The 14367-nt window shown below is 42.3% G+C and carries 18 protein-coding genes; 13 read left to right on the top strand and 5 right to left on the bottom strand.

Annotated elements, in window-relative coordinates; all coding sequences use genetic code 11:
- Positions 1-178 precede the first annotated feature (178 nt).
- Both H605_RS0107065 and H605_RS0107060 read left to right on the top strand, forming a co-directional pair.
- A complete protein-coding gene (locus H605_RS0107065; RefSeq protein WP_029053586.1) occupies positions 179-601 on the top strand; it encodes a DUF1801 domain-containing protein in 423 nt (140 codons plus the stop codon).
- A 68-nt stretch (positions 602-669) separates the two neighbouring features.
- Positions 670-1365: a DNA alkylation repair protein gene (locus H605_RS0107060; protein ID WP_418346793.1), complete on the top strand. Its 696-nt coding sequence runs from the start codon at positions 670-672 to the stop codon at positions 1363-1365.
- Between the two features lie 450 nt (positions 1366-1815).
- On the opposite strand, the gene H605_RS0107055 is transcribed toward H605_RS0107060, so the two are convergent.
- Complete coding sequence (locus H605_RS0107055) at positions 1816-2862, bottom strand: FUSC family protein (protein WP_029053584.1); 1047 nt, start codon at positions 2860-2862, stop codon at positions 1816-1818.
- A gap of 242 nt (positions 2863-3104) precedes the next feature.
- Between H605_RS0107055 and H605_RS0107050 the strand changes: the two genes are divergently transcribed.
- The 5 genes from H605_RS0107050 to H605_RS0107030 all read left to right on the top strand — a co-directional run bounded on the left by H605_RS0107050 (position 3105) and on the right by H605_RS0107030 (position 6250).
- Positions 3105-3359, top strand: coding sequence for a GlsB/YeaQ/YmgE family stress response membrane protein (locus tag H605_RS0107050; protein WP_029053583.1), 255 nt, complete (start codon positions 3105-3107; stop codon positions 3357-3359).
- A 155-nt stretch (positions 3360-3514) separates the two neighbouring features.
- Positions 3515-3862: an ArsR/SmtB family transcription factor gene (locus tag H605_RS0107045; RefSeq protein WP_029053582.1), complete on the top strand. Its 348-nt coding sequence runs from the start codon at positions 3515-3517 to the stop codon at positions 3860-3862.
- A 15-nt stretch (positions 3863-3877) separates the two neighbouring features.
- Positions 3878-5170, top strand: a complete 1293-nt coding sequence (locus tag H605_RS0107040; RefSeq protein WP_029053581.1) for an arsenic transporter — start codon at positions 3878-3880, stop codon at positions 5168-5170.
- Positions 5171-5185: 15 nt separating this feature from the next.
- On the top strand, positions 5186-5605 hold the full coding sequence (gene arsC / locus H605_RS0107035; protein WP_029053580.1) for an arsenate reductase (thioredoxin): 420 nt from the start codon (positions 5186-5188) through the stop codon (positions 5603-5605).
- A gap of 135 nt (positions 5606-5740) precedes the next feature.
- The gene (locus tag H605_RS0107030) at positions 5741-6250 is read left to right on the top strand and encodes a YfiT family bacillithiol transferase (protein ID WP_029053579.1); all 510 of its coding nucleotides are present in this window, start codon (positions 5741-5743) and stop codon (positions 6248-6250) included.
- A 60-nt stretch (positions 6251-6310) separates the two neighbouring features.
- Here H605_RS0107030 and H605_RS17480 read toward each other — a convergent pair whose 3' ends face one another.
- Positions 6311-6733: a TM2 domain-containing protein gene (locus H605_RS17480; protein WP_037561676.1), complete on the bottom strand. Its 423-nt coding sequence runs from the start codon at positions 6731-6733 to the stop codon at positions 6311-6313.
- A gap of 108 nt (positions 6734-6841) precedes the next feature.
- Here H605_RS17480 and H605_RS0107020 point away from each other — a divergent pair, with 108 nt between their 5' ends.
- The 4 genes from H605_RS0107020 (at position 6842) to H605_RS0107005 (ending at position 9412) form a co-directional block, all read left to right on the top strand.
- Positions 6842-7597, top strand: coding sequence for a TcaA NTF2-like domain-containing protein (locus tag H605_RS0107020; RefSeq protein ID WP_029053578.1), 756 nt, complete (start codon positions 6842-6844; stop codon positions 7595-7597).
- Between the two features lie 154 nt (positions 7598-7751).
- Positions 7752-8318: a DUF6518 family protein gene (locus H605_RS0107015; RefSeq protein ID WP_029053577.1), complete on the top strand. Its 567-nt coding sequence runs from the start codon at positions 7752-7754 to the stop codon at positions 8316-8318.
- A gap of 278 nt (positions 8319-8596) precedes the next feature.
- Entirely contained in the window at positions 8597-8923 is a 327-nt protein-coding gene (locus H605_RS0107010) for a YnfA family protein (protein WP_029053576.1), read from the top strand.
- Between the two features lie 69 nt (positions 8924-8992).
- Positions 8993-9412, top strand: coding sequence for a PaaI family thioesterase (locus H605_RS0107005; RefSeq protein ID WP_029053575.1), 420 nt, complete (start codon positions 8993-8995; stop codon positions 9410-9412).
- A gap of 33 nt (positions 9413-9445) precedes the next feature.
- Here H605_RS0107005 and H605_RS17475 read toward each other — a convergent pair whose 3' ends face one another.
- From H605_RS17475 to H605_RS0106990, 3 genes are all read right to left on the bottom strand, one after another.
- Positions 9446-10279, bottom strand: a complete 834-nt coding sequence (locus tag H605_RS17475) for a cytochrome c oxidase assembly protein (protein ID WP_051210492.1) — start codon at positions 10277-10279, stop codon at positions 9446-9448.
- Complete coding sequence (locus tag H605_RS17470) at positions 10269-10772, bottom strand: DUF2243 domain-containing protein (protein WP_037561675.1); 504 nt, start codon at positions 10770-10772, stop codon at positions 10269-10271. Before H605_RS17470 ends, H605_RS17475 begins: the two co-directional genes overlap by 11 nt.
- Before the next feature lie 132 nt (positions 10773-10904).
- Positions 10905-11444 carry a hypothetical protein gene (locus H605_RS0106990; RefSeq protein WP_037561674.1) on the bottom strand — a complete coding sequence of 180 codons (540 nt, stop codon included), beginning with the start codon at positions 11442-11444 and terminating at the stop codon, positions 10905-10907.
- 141 nt (positions 11445-11585) lie between these two features.
- On the opposite strand from H605_RS0106990, the gene H605_RS0106985 reads away from it, so the two are divergent.
- The gene (locus tag H605_RS0106985; protein ID WP_029053573.1) at positions 11586-12707 is read left to right on the top strand and encodes a glycerate kinase; all 1122 of its coding nucleotides are present in this window, start codon (positions 11586-11588) and stop codon (positions 12705-12707) included.
- Positions 12708-12770: 63 nt separating this feature from the next.
- A complete protein-coding gene (locus tag H605_RS0106980; protein ID WP_037561673.1) occupies positions 12771-14192 on the top strand; it encodes an alanine/glycine:cation symporter family protein in 1422 nt (473 codons plus the stop codon).
- The last annotated feature ends 175 nt before the right edge of the window (positions 14193-14367 follow it).

Below are 14367 nucleotides of genomic sequence, written 5' to 3'. Positions count from 1 at the left end.
TAAGACACGCGTCCGGCTGGAGCGCAGATCAACGACTTTCGACTACTTTGCCTTTATTGGGCGCGATTGCTCTAGAAGTGATCGTGTCCAGATCACGTAAACGGGCCATTTAATTTACTATTGATGAAAATAGTGTAAACAAGTGTATATACTGAGAGCAGGAGAGGGGATCGTATATATGAATGAGCCGAAGATGAAAGAAAACAAAAATAGTGTAACTGACTTTATTGAAAGTGTGGAAAATGAGAAGAAGAAGGCGGATGCCTATGAGTTATTAGCTATCTTTGAAGAGGTGACTGGTTACAAAGCAAAAATGTGGGGTCCTAGTATAATAGGCTTTGGCAGCTATCACTATAAATATGCATCAGGACGCGAAGGGGATGCGCCTTTAGTGGGTTTTTCACCGAGAAAGGCAAAGATTAGCCTTTATTTAGACTATGAAAGTGAAGAAAGGGAAAAGTTATTAGAACACTTCGGTAAACACACGAAGAGTAAGGCTTGCATTTATGTAAATAAATTAGCTGATATCGATGCCAATGTTTTAAAAAATTTAATTAAACATACAGTAGAAAAATATCAGAGTCTTTATCCTAATGAATGAGGTAATGATTACATTATTCTACAGACGTGAACGCTTGTTAAATAGGCGTCATTGCTAGTATTCAACAAATGGCTCTACTAAAGGAGTTGTATAAAGTGGATGAAAAAAAAGATGTACAATTAAAATCCTCTTCAAAAGCAGAAAACATTCTATCTCAGATTAATAGTAACACTAAGCTAGGCGACTTAAGAAAAATCGCGAAGGACATTAAAAAAGATCACGAACTAGCTATGGAACTTTGGTCAACCGAAGAATTTTTGCCCAGACTATTAGCAATCTTAATTATGGACAAAAAACTTCTTTCACAAGATGTACTAAATAAGCTGGATCAAGATATGCAGAATCATTCTTTTGATGAGCGAAATTACTTAATGGATTGGTTAATGGCTAACCAGCTCGCCAAAGACAAGAAGAAAATTGCATTGATGGAGTCATGGCAAAATAGTCCTTCTGCTCTTCAAAGGCGGATTTTCTGGTATTATCAAGGGCGATTGAGATGGACTGGACAAACACCGCCGGATAACACCGCAGACTTGCTATCTGCATTAGAAGCGAATATTATGCAGGAAGAACCGGAAGTTCAATGGGCTATGAATTTCACCGCAGGCTGGATAGGCGTTTATGATGAAAATAATCGTGCACGTTGTATTAAACTAGGTGAGAAAACGGGTCTTTACAAAGGTGAAAGAGTATCAAAAGGATGTACTCCCAACTATTTGCCGGAGTTTATTACGATTGAAGTTAACAAACGACAAAGTAAGTAGTTATCTCTAAAGTATGTATTAAGGTTTAATGCAAAAAATAAAGAAATTCAAAGCCTCAATGTGAAAATTATCATGAGCTTGGACCGAAAAATATAGGAAACATCGCGTTATGGCAGCCAGTTAGTGAAATATGCAAGGAAGATGTAAAGGATTAACCCACTCTCTCTTGTAATCTGTAAGGTGCTTGTCTTTAAAAACAACAAATTTCCATTTGCGCAGTACAACGATAAAAAACTTCCACAATCGGGGCCGATAGTGGAACAAGTGATACGAAATGTATATTATGAAATAAGATAAGTGGATAACACACAGGCGAAATAGTCTGTGTGTTTTCTTTTGCCTTTTATGGTTAATGCATCTATAAAACATATGTTAAATCGGTTGTTACTTGACTTGTTATGATCGTTTATCTCCCCATCAACCGAACCGGTTAGTTAGATAAAGCGATCTTTATTGTTTAGCATCGGGCGTTAATTTCACACTAGAAGGTTTGTAAAACTGATCCACTAAGTTATAAATAGTGATCAGTTCATAGAGAACGACAAACTCGGGTGGGAATTGGCTTGGATGTCTCTCTTCACTAGTTGTAATTTCCTTATTGTCATCCCAGAAAAGGTCCGTAACGTTTTTTAATTGTGACTCATGCTTCTTCGGGTTGTAATCAATGGAATGCTTCAAGTCGTTCGCAAGCTCGGTTACAGCGTGCATGATCCGATCGCGTTCTGCCGGCGTCCAGGAAATGCATCGTTCCGGTATGTTCAATAAAGCACCCAAATGATATTCGAGATTATGTAGAAATAATAACTGCTTTTCAGCCATGAGTAGTTCTTTTTCTTTTCCTCTGACCCACGGATACAATTTCGATTCGTTACGTTGAAAATGAATCAGTGTTTCGGTTTTTCTAATTTCTTTCGTAAGTTGCTTGGTAGTCTCTAGCTCATCTCGGCTGTTTGTTTGCACGTCATACAAGATGGTTTGGAATGTTCGTTCCAAAATAGTTCCTGCTCGCTCACTAATATGTTGGATGTTTTCTACAATATCTCTCCTGTAGTTTGGCGGGAAGACCAACATATTTACAGCAGTGGACACTAGCAAACCAATGGTGGTCGTACCGAGTCGAATGAAAAAAGCGATTAAGTAGTTGCTGTGGATGACTTCGACCATGGCGACCGCTGTCAATGTGGCAACGAGTAGACCGGCATGCAAGTTTAGTCGGTAACAGACTAAAATGGTGGCAACCGCTGCTAATGTATAGGTAATCGGGGAATTCCCGAAGAGCGTGATAAAGAGTACAGCAAATGCAGAACCGATAGCAGATGCAGGAAATCGAATAATTCCTTTCTTAATGGAATCACTGACAGTGGGCTCAATCGTGACAATTGCCGTGATTACAGCAAATACTGGGGGCCAATTAAACCATTCACAAATAATAGCTGTTAAAAAGATCGCTATACCTGTTTTCACTATTCGACTGCCGTTAAAATGAAAGGATCGCATACCGTTATAACCTCCAGTTCGTATTACGTATGTTTAGTACTGTAGTACATTATATCATCCGCTACCATCGGAACGTACGAGCGCTACTTTTCGCACAAATATACCTACACAGATTTTTATTTGGCGAATACTATGCTGTAACAAGGAATAGATTGCTAATAAGATGTCACTCGATTACTTCATTATCCTGTTCGCAATTTGAGTACTAAATACGTTTAAAAATAGGAGAAGGGGTGTGTGAAATGAGTATCCTTTTATATTTAATAATTGGCGGTGTCATTGGCTGGTTTGCTAGTCTGATCATCGGCAAAAGTGTCCCAGGCGGTATTGTTGGAAATATTATTACGGGAATCATAGGTGCGTGGATTGGCGGGAGTTTATTCGGCAGTTGGGGACCGCGCTTAGGAGAATTTTATGTTGTACCTTCTATTGTAGGGGCGCTGATTTTTGTCATAGTTGTCAGTTACATTATGAAGGCGGCGCGGAAAAGACGATAACTAGATAGGTAAGGGGTTCCTACATTGTCAATATGACGAGAGGGAGCCCTTTTTCATTGATTGGAATACATAAAACGATGAGAGCTGTACTTATTATTCTACTTGCGTATATAAGCATATCATTATATGCTTGTAGGGAAGTGGAGGGATGGACTATGAATACACTTGTTACGGTTGATCTACAACGCGCATCACGACTATTAAAATTGCTAGGAGACCCCACACGGTTGACGATGATGAAGTTACTCAAGTCACATGAATGCTGTGTTTGTGAATTTGTTGCGATTTTTAAAATGAGTCAGCCAGCGATTAGCCAGCACTTACGTAAACTTCGAGATATTGAGTTGGTTAAAGAAGAACGTAGAGGTCAATGGGTTTTCTTCTCGATCAATGAAAATCATGAAGATTACCCGTTTATTCAAAGCATCCTTGAACATCTTCCAGAACAGAATGAATCTATCGCTGAATTGGAAGCACAAGGGCTTCGAATTTGTTGTGAATAAGGAGGAGAAAGTACGTTGGCTATAACTGCATCATTGATTTTCATCATTACACTTATTTTTGTTATTTGGCAGCCTAGAAACTTCTCGATCGGATGGTCTGCCTGTATTGGTGCGATCATCGCATTGTTAGTTGGGGTAGTTAACTTCCAAGATGTTATGGATGTAACGGGGATTGTATGGAATGCTACGCTTGCTTTCATCGCGATCATCATTATTTCATTAATCTTAGATGAAATTGGTTTTTTCGAGTGGTCGGCCCTACATATGGCTAGATTAGCCAAAGGCAGCGGTATTCGCCTATTTATTTACGTCACGATTCTAGGTGCAGTCGTGGCTGCTCTGTTTGCAAACGATGGGGCGGCCCTTATATTAACGCCCATTGTACTTTCCGTGGTACGAAATTTGAATTTCAATGAAAAAATGATTTTCCCATTTATTATGGCCAGCGGATTTATCGCTGACACGACTTCATTACCATTGGTTGTAAGTAACTTAGTCAATATTGTTTCGGCAGACTTTTTCAATATCGGGTTTGTTGAATATGCATCTCGAATGATCGTCCCGAATTTATTTGCATTAGTTGCCAGTATTTTAGTGTTGTTGTTATTCTTCCGTAAAAGTATTCCGAAAGACTATGAAGTATCAGATTTAAAAAAACCGAAAGATGCGATCAAAGACCTCAAGTTGTTTCGACTTGCTTGGGTAATTTTAGGTGTATTACTTATAGGATATTTCTCAAGTGGGTTTACGGGATTGCCTGTATCTATTATTGCGGGGCTTACGGCGATATTCTTTATGGCTATGGCGCAAAAAAGTCCAGCCGTTCATACGAAACAAGTGCTTAAAGGTGCACCTTGGGCGATCGTATTCTTCTCTGTCGGGATGTATGTTGTAGTATACGGATTGCGTAATGTCGGTCTAACGGGTGTATTGGCGGATGTCATTCAAACGGCAGCCGATCAAGGACTCTTTGTCGCAACGATTTCGATGGGCTTTATTGCAGCGATACTGTCATCACTTATGAATAATATGCCTACGGTCATGATTAACGCGTTAGCAATATCGGACACAACTACGACAGGTCCCATTCGCGAAGCTTTGATTTACGCAAATATTATTGGATCTGATTTAGGTCCCAAAATCACACCAATCGGTTCATTGGCCACCTTATTATGGTTGCATGTACTGGCTCAAAAAGGCGTGAAGATTTCTTGGGGTAGCTACTTTAAAATTGGTATTATTCTAACAGTCCCTACACTTCTGATTACACTAATCGGACTGTATCTATGGCTGTCAATTATACAATAAGAAGGAGATTTCATTATGTCGAAAAAAACACTTTATTTCTTATGTACAGGCAACTCATGCCGTAGTCAAATGGCTGAAGGATGGGGTAAAGAGTATCTAGGTGAAGAATGGCAAGTTCTTAGTGCTGGAATTGAAGCGCATGGCGTGAATCCAAATGCAGTAAAAGCTATGAATGAAGTCGGCATCGACATATCGAACCAAACTTCGGATATCATCGATCCACAAATCTTAAACAATGCAGATTTTATCGTCACTCTTTGTGGGGATGCCGCTGACAAGTGTCCGATGACACCACCTCATGTAAAACGTGATCATTGGGGGTTTGATGACCCTGCAAAAGCACAAGGAACAGATGAAGAAAAATGGGAATTCTTCCAGCGTGTGCGCGACGAAATTGGTGCCAGGATTGCGGAGTTTTCTAAAACAGGTCAATAAATATAAGACGCTGTAGATGCCTATCCGGGCTATCCATTGACATGTGAAGCGCTCCTTTTACATATTATTTCTCGCTATAAATAGAATAATCAGATAGTTTATGAGATAATAAGATAATGAAAAGGGGGATTCGTCATGGATAGTCGATTTCCGATCGGGGAATTACACGTTCCGGAGCATGTCACGTTGGAAGATATTCAAAAGTGGTTACAAGAAATTGAAAGCTACACTACTCGATTGAGAGAAATTGTAGATTCATTGAATGAGGAAGAGTTAAACAAAACGTATCGCGAAGGTGCGTGGACTGTTCGTCAATTGGTGCATCATATTGCAGACTCGCAGTTGACTATGTATCAGCGATTAAAGCTTGCGTTAACAGATGACAACCCCATAGCACCTGCTTTTGATCAAGAGAAGTGGGCTGTATTACCTGACACAGAACTGCCGGTTGAGCCTTCGATTAAAATGCTCGAAGGGATCAATGAGCGTATTGTAGCGTTAGGCAATAGTCTGACGGAAGCGCAACTGCAACGAACATTTATCCATCAAGTAAACGGTGAGATCGCAGTAGCGAAAAAAGTGGCGAAGTTAGCTTGGCACGAAGAACATCATTTAGCGCATATTGAGTTGGCTTTGGCGAAATAAGCGTGTCTTATATCGTATGGACCCCGCCACTTCTTCACTTGAGGAAGTGGCGGGGTTTTATTAATGTCCCGGGGTATCTCTTGAGCGCTTGATTGCACGAACCAAAGCCAATTCTGACTGGTGATTGGCATAATCAACCAACTGTGGCACACGAAATAGATCAAGCAATAGCCAAAGGTACGGAATGAGTGGAAGAATGATAAAGTGCGGATGCATGAGTAAAAATAAGATGTAATCGATCGTCATTTGATTGATATATGCATCTCTGATGAAATAGATGATTACACCATTTAGTAATAACGTATAAATTGCACCGAAAATCGCATATGGCGTAATACCGAGATAAAATCTGTGAAGAAAGTAATTGCCAAAGAAAATCAGAAGTACATACGTGATGGCATTTGTTTTCTTGCGGTTATTGTATTCATACTGTAATTGCATTACTTCTTCGTATGTCATGCCTTTCTTACTTATGTAGTCCATTGTACTGTCATCTCCTATAGTTCTTTATGTTATTTAAACCACTATATCATAAATTTCTCTGGTATAATGAGACTAATTAGGGGATTGTGAGAAAGGTGGCATAAATATATGAAATGTACAAGATGTGGCCGTCATTTGCAGCCTAGACATGAAGACTGTCCGAATTGTGGCGAGCCGATTGTCTATAAATTAGAGAAAAGTCATAATGTAGCGAAGATGCTTTTTTTCGCAGTGTTAACGATTGGTGCCTTAGTAGCAGTAGTTGTTATACTATACAGTGATCATGATTTTACGTTGAAAAAAAAGAGTGTGAAACAGGCGACAGAATCTGTCTTAGGTGAATCAACAACTAATCCAGATTACGATGATGAGTGGGTGGAAGAAGAATACGAACTGGTGGCTGATGATCCTGGGATGACATCTGAAAGTGTAACCGTACAATCTGATCCGGTTATAGGGAATACGCAAGAATATGAGGTTGATGAACCGTTACCGATGCGTGAGCTAGTGGAAGAATTCTATCAAGACTATCGCTTGATGTATAGTGAGTCATTGAACAATCTGGATTTCAGTATAGTAGCATCACTTTTAACTCCAAATAGTTCTGCGTACAGTGAGATGTATAAGTACATAGATGATATCAAAAACTCAGGATACTATTTTAACTTCTATGATAACGAAATATTGGACTATTACAGGGACAAAGGGATGCTGTATTTAAAAACATATGAAGCATTCGATTTAATTGATCAGAATGGAATAGTAACTTCTCATCAGCGGAATAAAACCTATGCAATAGTTTTGAATTACAATAATGTACCTGTTCAAATAGATGCAATCGAGATTACAAATTATTATCGATAGACCACATATAATTTTGAGCATGTTTGTCTTTATAAAGTACAGACTTATTGAGTATTGGGAAGTCTTTTTTACATTTATCTTCTTCTAACATTTAATAAACCACTCAATGCGTAGAAAACAGTAACTTATGGATGTGGGAGAGATGAAAGTGAAGATGCAAAGAATAGTTGTGCTCGTACCATGGCTAGTAGTCAGTATTCTATTTGGCGTATTGACCAAGATGCTGGATTCTGTCCCTTTCCTTGGAGATGTCTTCACTAGAATGGGCATTTGGGTATTAATTGCGACGTGCATTGCGGCATACAGCCAAACTGCTTTGCGGGCAGCGATTCATACGTTGCTATTCTTTTTAGGAATGTTGACTGGCTATTATCTATACTCCGCCCATTTATTCGGTGTGTATTCGACGAATGATATGAAGTACTGGGGCATTGTAGCGGTCGTTACGCCATTTCTTGCGGTGGTCGTCTGGTATGCGAAACATGGTAGATGTTTGGCTTGTTTTTTACCCGCGTTACCAATGGGATTGATGTTAAGTCTCTCACTAGGAATCGGGTTGTTTTATTTGGATGTGAATTATTTAGAAGAATTTATTATGTACATCATTTTGTGCGTGATCTTCTACCGAAACTCTAAACAACTAACTATAGTGATTGTTCTTTCTGTTATGGTCACAAGTGTAATTGAATTGACGCCGTTGTCTTGGTTCTTTATGTTTTGATTTATACTACTTTACGGACCCTTTCTTATCTATGAAGAGGGTCTTTTATTGTAGATCTGCAATCATTAAAAGTTGAATCTTCCATTTTAATTAACTCCACACCAAGTCATCTGTTCAAAATGTAAACAACCTCATTATTAAATTGTCAGAATTATGATATAGTGAGTACTAGTTTTCAAGAAAAGATCTTATATAATCCATTTGGTGTTTACACATTACATGGCTAGGAGCAGTAGTTCGGGCTAGATTATCCGAAGTGAGTAAATGGAGGTTTACTGATGTTGAAGGTCGTGGTGATATTTCTGCTGGCCGGCTTGGCTGAAATCGGCGGAGGTTATTTGATTTGGCAATGGTTGCGCGAAGGTAAATCCGCGATACTCGGATTATTCGGAGGTATTGCCTTAATTTTATATGGCGTAGTAGTCACATTCCAAACATTCCCGACTTTTGGCAGAGTGTATGCGGCTTATGGAGGCGTGTTCGTCTTTCTATCCGTATTATGGGGATGGGGAATTGATAAAAAGACTCCTGATTTGTACGATTTCCTAGGGGCAGGTATTTGTCTGTTTGGTGTGTCCGTCATATTGTTTGCACCGAGATCGTAACAGTGAATGGTGGGTTTAAGGCAGAGTATGAAAATGAAGGACCTCATTAGATAACGGGAGGACGATCACATGACGCAAAATGAAATCTTTCATATTGGCAAACAAGCACTAGAAGCACAATCTTTCAGTAAACTATTGGGAACAAAATTGATGGAGTTTACTGCGGGGGAAGTAGTTCTGGAAGTTCCCATCACGGAACATGTACTACAGCAACATGGCTTTGTACACGGTGGGGTCATTGGCTATGCGGCGGATAACGCATTGACGTTTGTAGGCGGTTCCGTTCTAGGTCCGAACGTATTGACGGCAGAATACAAAATCAACTATGTACGGCCCGCAGTAGGTGAAAAATTAATTGCCCGGGCGACAGTTATTTCAGCTGGCAAGCGACAAGCTGTGTGCCGCTGTGATGTTTTTGCCGTCAAGGATGGGGAAGAGAAGATTTGTGCCACTGCACAAGGTACCATTATGACGGTTATATCGGAATAATGAAATGAATAGCTTATGACAAAAACGCACCCATTAGCTGGCGGGTGCGTTTTGTGTCGTTTCATTCGCATGCACATGATCAGTGGGAGTAGATGTAACGCGGGTCTGTTGACGTTTGGCCGAATGATACCAGTTGCTAAACAACAGAATGATAATTACAAGATCCACCGCATCACCACCGTAATACATAAGCATCGCTCCTGCACGGGCCTCTTCAATCGGCACACCGGCAGGCGGATAGGCGTATAGGAATTTGGATAGAATCCCGTGTCCCGCCAGAGCTACAATAAAGACCGCAGTACGATAACGGTAACTGTAGCGGTGAGATACGGGATCGATGTATAAAAGAGAAATGGTAAATAGATATCCCGCAACAAACACATGAATATGGACTAAAATATGCAGCCAGAGATGATGGTGCATGGCCGCAAACAAGCCTGTCGTGTATAACAACCAAAGTCCGCCAATGTTCAAAATAGAAGCAATGATGGGATGTGTAGAGAACCCAGCGAGTCGACTTTTTAGCAATCGGCTTACCTTTCTAGCCTGCCGAACGGGAAGTGTCCGCAGCACCAACGTCATAGGAGCAGCGAGCGCTAATAGAAGGGGCCCGAGCATGCCGAGCAAAAGATGGCCGAACATATGCCAGGTGAACTGATCATGTGACAGTTTGGCAAGCGGTCCGACAACAGTGCTTACTGAAGCGAGTACGCCTGCTACCCACAACACAATCCGTCTACGTGGCCATTTTCGTAAACGTTTTTGCCGATTGGAATGAAATATCCCGACCCCGTATAACAGGATGGCGAGCAACGCAAGCGTCCCAAACAGCCAATCGGTCGCACTGATATATGCATCATGTGGCATGAAGCACCAGCTTTTCCGCCGAGCGTGCATTCTGTCGCGCTGACTTGATTAGCAACAGGCCTGCCGCAATCATCACAATCGCAGAACCGTTCCAAACGACGTCATATGGAACGATGTCTACATGATAACGAATCTGATGAATACGCATGACCTTGTGTTGAATGGTTCCATCATACAATTGGAACGCTCCACCCCCGAGCAACTTGCCACCCCAGAACATCTTATGCCATAACGCATTCCTCCTACGCAAATCCGCCACCAAATACAATCCACCGACCGTCGCAAACCAGCTAAACGCATGAAATAAACCATCCGACACCAATCCGACCGCCACTGTAGATTTATCATAAAACTTGTGCCAATGCAGCAACTGATGAAACAGTGTCTCGTCCAAAAACGCCACAAACCCGAGTCCGAATAATATACCCGCCCAGAGATTTCTCTTCTGATAACTTTTTCGATTCGTCCAATTTATCACTTGTGACTCAGCCATTCATTACTGCTCCTTTCCTTACGTAGGTAGTGTTCCCTGAGGGTGCGGTGTTTAATACATGGTGCGTGCTGGTAGATGGGCGAATAGAGCGGCGTGGAGCGGGGGTGGGGTCGGGTCGGGATCATAGAGCGGTTACGTGGCTTGATAGAGCGCATTACTTCGAAGTATGAGCGGATACAGGTTAACATTGAGCGGATCTACATCGACATAGAGCGCTTTATTGCCAACTATGAGCGGATCTCTGACCTGATAGAGCGGACGCGCGGCTCGGTGTGAATACGCGGGTTCATAGAGTTGAACCGCGTTGTCATTGAGCGATTTCGTATTCAGATAGAGCGCTTTACTTCGAAGTATGAGCGGATACAGATTAACATTGAGCGGATCCACATCGACATAGAGCGCTTTATCGCCAACTATGAACGGATCTGCGACATGATAGAGCGGACGCGCGGCTCGGTGTGAATACACGGGGTCATAGAGCGGAACCACGTTGTCATTGAGCGGTTTCGTATTCAGATAGAGCGCTTTATCTCGAAGTATGAGCGGAACCATGTTGTTAATGAGCGGATCCACGCTCACATAGAGCGCTATACCGCAAACTATGAGCGGATACGGGACTTGATAGAGCGGATGCAAGACTTTATAGAGCGAATGACCACCTTCATTGAGCAAAAACACCTAGCAAAACTATTACCCTGTCCATCTACAGAGATATCTGAAAGCCTTCATTATAAAAATATATGAACTAACCAATATTTTACGGTAACTTTTCCCACGTAATCTGCTAGAATACGATTAAAGGGAGTGTGAGCCGTGAAAATTGTCATTGCGCCTGATGCATTTAAGGGAAGTTTGCATGCGGAAGAAGCGGCCGACGCTATATATAGTGGAGTGAAAAAAGTCTATCCACACGCAGAAATAGTACGTTTGCCGGTTGCGGATGGTGGCGAGGGGACGCTTGCTGTTCTCGTTTCATCAACTGGTGGGACGTTGCGAACGGTGTCTGTGCAAGATCCGCTGGGCCGCCCAATCGATGCGTGTTTTGGTGTGCTTGGTGACGGCAAGACAGCGGTCATTGAAATGGCGCAGGCGTCCGGTTTGCTGTTGCTTGAGGATCATGAACTGGATCCAATGAAAGCGTCAACATTTGGCACGGGACAATTAATTCGTCATGCGCTGGATGCGGGGTACAGGGAAATGATTATTGGACTTGGCGGCAGTGCGACGAATGACGGGGGAACAGGTTTGCTCGAAGCGCTAGGCGTACGTTTCCTTGCTGACGGACAGTTGTTGCAGATAAATGGGGAAGCGCTTCCGTTCATCAATGAAATCGATACCTCGCAACTAGATAAGCGTTTGCTGGAGACGGACATTCGCATTGCGTCCGACGTGGAAAATCCATTTGTCGGTGAGCAAGGTGCGTCGTTTGTTTTCGGTCCGCAAAAAGGGGCGAATGCGGAAATGGTTCTGCGTTTGGATGAAGGGTTACGTCATCTGGCAGACGAGACGGAAAAGCGGACAGGCGTGCGATTGCATGAGTTACGTGGTGCAGGAGCCGCTGGGGGAAGTGCAGGTGCATTAATTGCCTACTGTGGGGCGCGTCTTGAAAGTGGAATTGATGTCGTGCTCGAGTCGATGAACTTCGCAAAGCATCTATCTTCATCAAATTTCATTGTGACGGGTGAAGGTAAGACAGATCGGCAGACGCTTGCAGGCAAGGCATTAATGGGGATTGCAAAGCTTGCAAAAGTAGAGGGGGTTCCGGTCATAGTCATTTCGGGGGCTATTGAAGAAGCGGCGCGTCAAGAGCTTCTAGGGTGGTTCTCCGAATTACATTCATTAGATGACGGGAAGATGTCGTTGGCTGAATTGATGGCATATGCAGCAGTGTTGTTGGAGAATAAAGCGTCAACCGTCATGCAAAGTAGAAAATAGTTTCTTTATGCCAAGCATAGTAACTAGACAAGTAGGGTATAGCATACACAAGGAGGTGGTCAGATGTTTCAAGATGCGATCGACTGGCTTGTAGGGCCGGCGAATAATTTCATTTGGACATATGTTTTAATTGGACTTTTATTGGCAACAGGTTTATATTTCACGATTCGCACGAAATTTGTGCAAGTACGCTTATTTCGCGAGATGTTCCGTCTGATTGTAGAGAAGAAAGATAGCAATGACGGAGTGTCTCCGTTTCAGGCATTCACGATCAGTGCCGCATCACGTGTAGGAACAGGTAACGTAGCGGGGGTAGCCCTTGCGATCGGAATCGGTGGTCCGGGCGCGGTATTCTGGATGTGGGTGATTGCTATTATCGGCATGGCGACCGCATTCATTGAAAGTACATTGGCGCAAGTGTATAAAGTGAAAGACGGTGATACATTCCGCGGAGGGCCGGCGTATTATATGCAAAAAGCGCTTGGCTGGCGAAAACTTGGAATTATTTTTGCGATTTTATTGACGATGTGTTTCGGATTCATATTTAACGCAGTACAATCTAATACGATTAGTCAGTCCTTTACTGAAGTATTCGGTATTCCGAACTGGGGTATTGGGGTTGGTTTAATGCTGTTGACAGGGATGATCGTCTTTGGCGGCGTCAAACGTATTGTCAAAGTAACACAGACCATCGTACCCGTCATGGCAACCTTCTATATTTTAGTAGCCCTATACATCGTGATTATAAATATCACAGAAGTTCCAGGCTTGATTGTCTTAATATTCGAGCATGCTTTCGGAATTAAAGAAGTTATGGGTGGCGGAATCGGTATGGCGATGATGCAAGGTGTACGTCGCGGTCTCTTCTCCAATGAAGCAGGTATGGGTAGTGTGCCCAACGCAGCCGCTACAGCGAACGTATCGCATCCGGCCAAACAAGGATTGGTACAAAGTCTAGGTGTGTTTTTCGATACAATTATTATTTGTTCTGCCACAGCATTCATTATTTTGCTCGGCGGTTTGTATCAATCAGGTGAAACAAACGGGATTATCTTGACACAAAATTCCATGGCCGTACAAGTCGGCGCATGGGCACCATACTTCATCGCCGTTGCGATTATGTTCTTCGCCTTCAGTTCCATCATTGGAAACTATTACTATGGCGAAACGAATATTGAATTCATCAATGCTAACGTCGTATGGAAACGAATCTACCAAGTTCTCGTACTTGCTATGGTATATTTCGGAGCCATTGCAAAAGTACAAGTAGTATGGGACATGGCCGATCTTTTCATGGGACTAATGGCTATCATTAACCTAATCGTCATTCTGCTACTCGGCAAAATCGCCTTCAAAGTACTCGACGACTTCACGAAACAACGAAGAGCCGGCAGAAATCCCGTCTTCAAATCAGCCAGCATTCCTGAACTAAAAGGTGCAGAATGTTGGGAAGAAACAGCTGAAAGAGCAGAAGATCGCTTGTGATATTGAGAGATAATCTAGGGCTTTTTATGTTTTGATCTTAAGACTTTGAATTGGTACTAAAAATACATTGAATTTTCTAGGTGGTCTACGTTAGAAAGTAGGATGAAGACGGGGGCGACTCCGGAACTCGTCGCCCGGTTGGAGCCCTCATCCCTTCTCCTAACTAAATTCACAA

It is taken from the genome of Sporosarcina ureae DSM 2281 (assembly GCF_000425545.1).
GTDB classification, from domain to species: domain Bacteria; phylum Bacillota; class Bacilli; order Bacillales_A; family Planococcaceae; genus Sporosarcina; species Sporosarcina ureae.
This window is presented reverse-complemented; position numbering and strand designations above follow the sequence as displayed.

Excerpts from the sequence above, each read along its gene's own strand:
- H605_RS0107065 (WP_029053586.1), top strand. The coding sequence starts at position 179 with ATGAATGAGCCGAAGATGAAAGAAAACAAAAATAGTGTAACTGACTTT.
- H605_RS0107060 (WP_418346793.1), top strand. The coding sequence starts at position 670 with ATGGCTCTACTAAAGGAGTTGTATAAAGTGGATGAAAAAAAAGATGTA.
- H605_RS0107055 (WP_029053584.1), bottom strand. The coding sequence starts at position 2,862 with ATGCGATCCTTTCATTTTAACGGCAGTCGAATAGTGAAAACAGGTATA.
- H605_RS0107050 (WP_029053583.1), top strand. The coding sequence starts at position 3,105 with ATGAGTATCCTTTTATATTTAATAATTGGCGGTGTCATTGGCTGGTTT.
- H605_RS0107045 (WP_029053582.1), top strand. The coding sequence starts at position 3,515 with ATGAATACACTTGTTACGGTTGATCTACAACGCGCATCACGACTATTA.
- arsC (WP_029053580.1), top strand. The coding sequence starts at position 5,186 with ATGTCGAAAAAAACACTTTATTTCTTATGTACAGGCAACTCATGCCGT.
- H605_RS0107030 (WP_029053579.1), top strand. The coding sequence starts at position 5,741 with ATGGATAGTCGATTTCCGATCGGGGAATTACACGTTCCGGAGCATGTC.
- H605_RS17480 (WP_037561676.1), bottom strand. The coding sequence starts at position 6,733 with ATGGACTACATAAGTAAGAAAGGCATGACATACGAAGAAGTAATGCAA.
- H605_RS0107020 (WP_029053578.1), top strand. The coding sequence starts at position 6,842 with ATGAAATGTACAAGATGTGGCCGTCATTTGCAGCCTAGACATGAAGAC.
- H605_RS0107015 (WP_029053577.1), top strand. The coding sequence starts at position 7,752 with ATGCAAAGAATAGTTGTGCTCGTACCATGGCTAGTAGTCAGTATTCTA.
- H605_RS0107010 (WP_029053576.1), top strand. The coding sequence starts at position 8,597 with ATGTTGAAGGTCGTGGTGATATTTCTGCTGGCCGGCTTGGCTGAAATC.
- H605_RS0107005 (WP_029053575.1), top strand. The coding sequence starts at position 8,993 with ATGACGCAAAATGAAATCTTTCATATTGGCAAACAAGCACTAGAAGCA.
- H605_RS17475 (WP_051210492.1), bottom strand. The coding sequence starts at position 10,279 with ATGCCACATGATGCATATATCAGTGCGACCGATTGGCTGTTTGGGACG.
- H605_RS17470 (WP_037561675.1), bottom strand. The coding sequence starts at position 10,772 with ATGGCTGAGTCACAAGTGATAAATTGGACGAATCGAAAAAGTTATCAG.
- H605_RS0106980 (WP_037561673.1), top strand. The coding sequence starts at position 12,771 with ATGTTTCAAGATGCGATCGACTGGCTTGTAGGGCCGGCGAATAATTTC.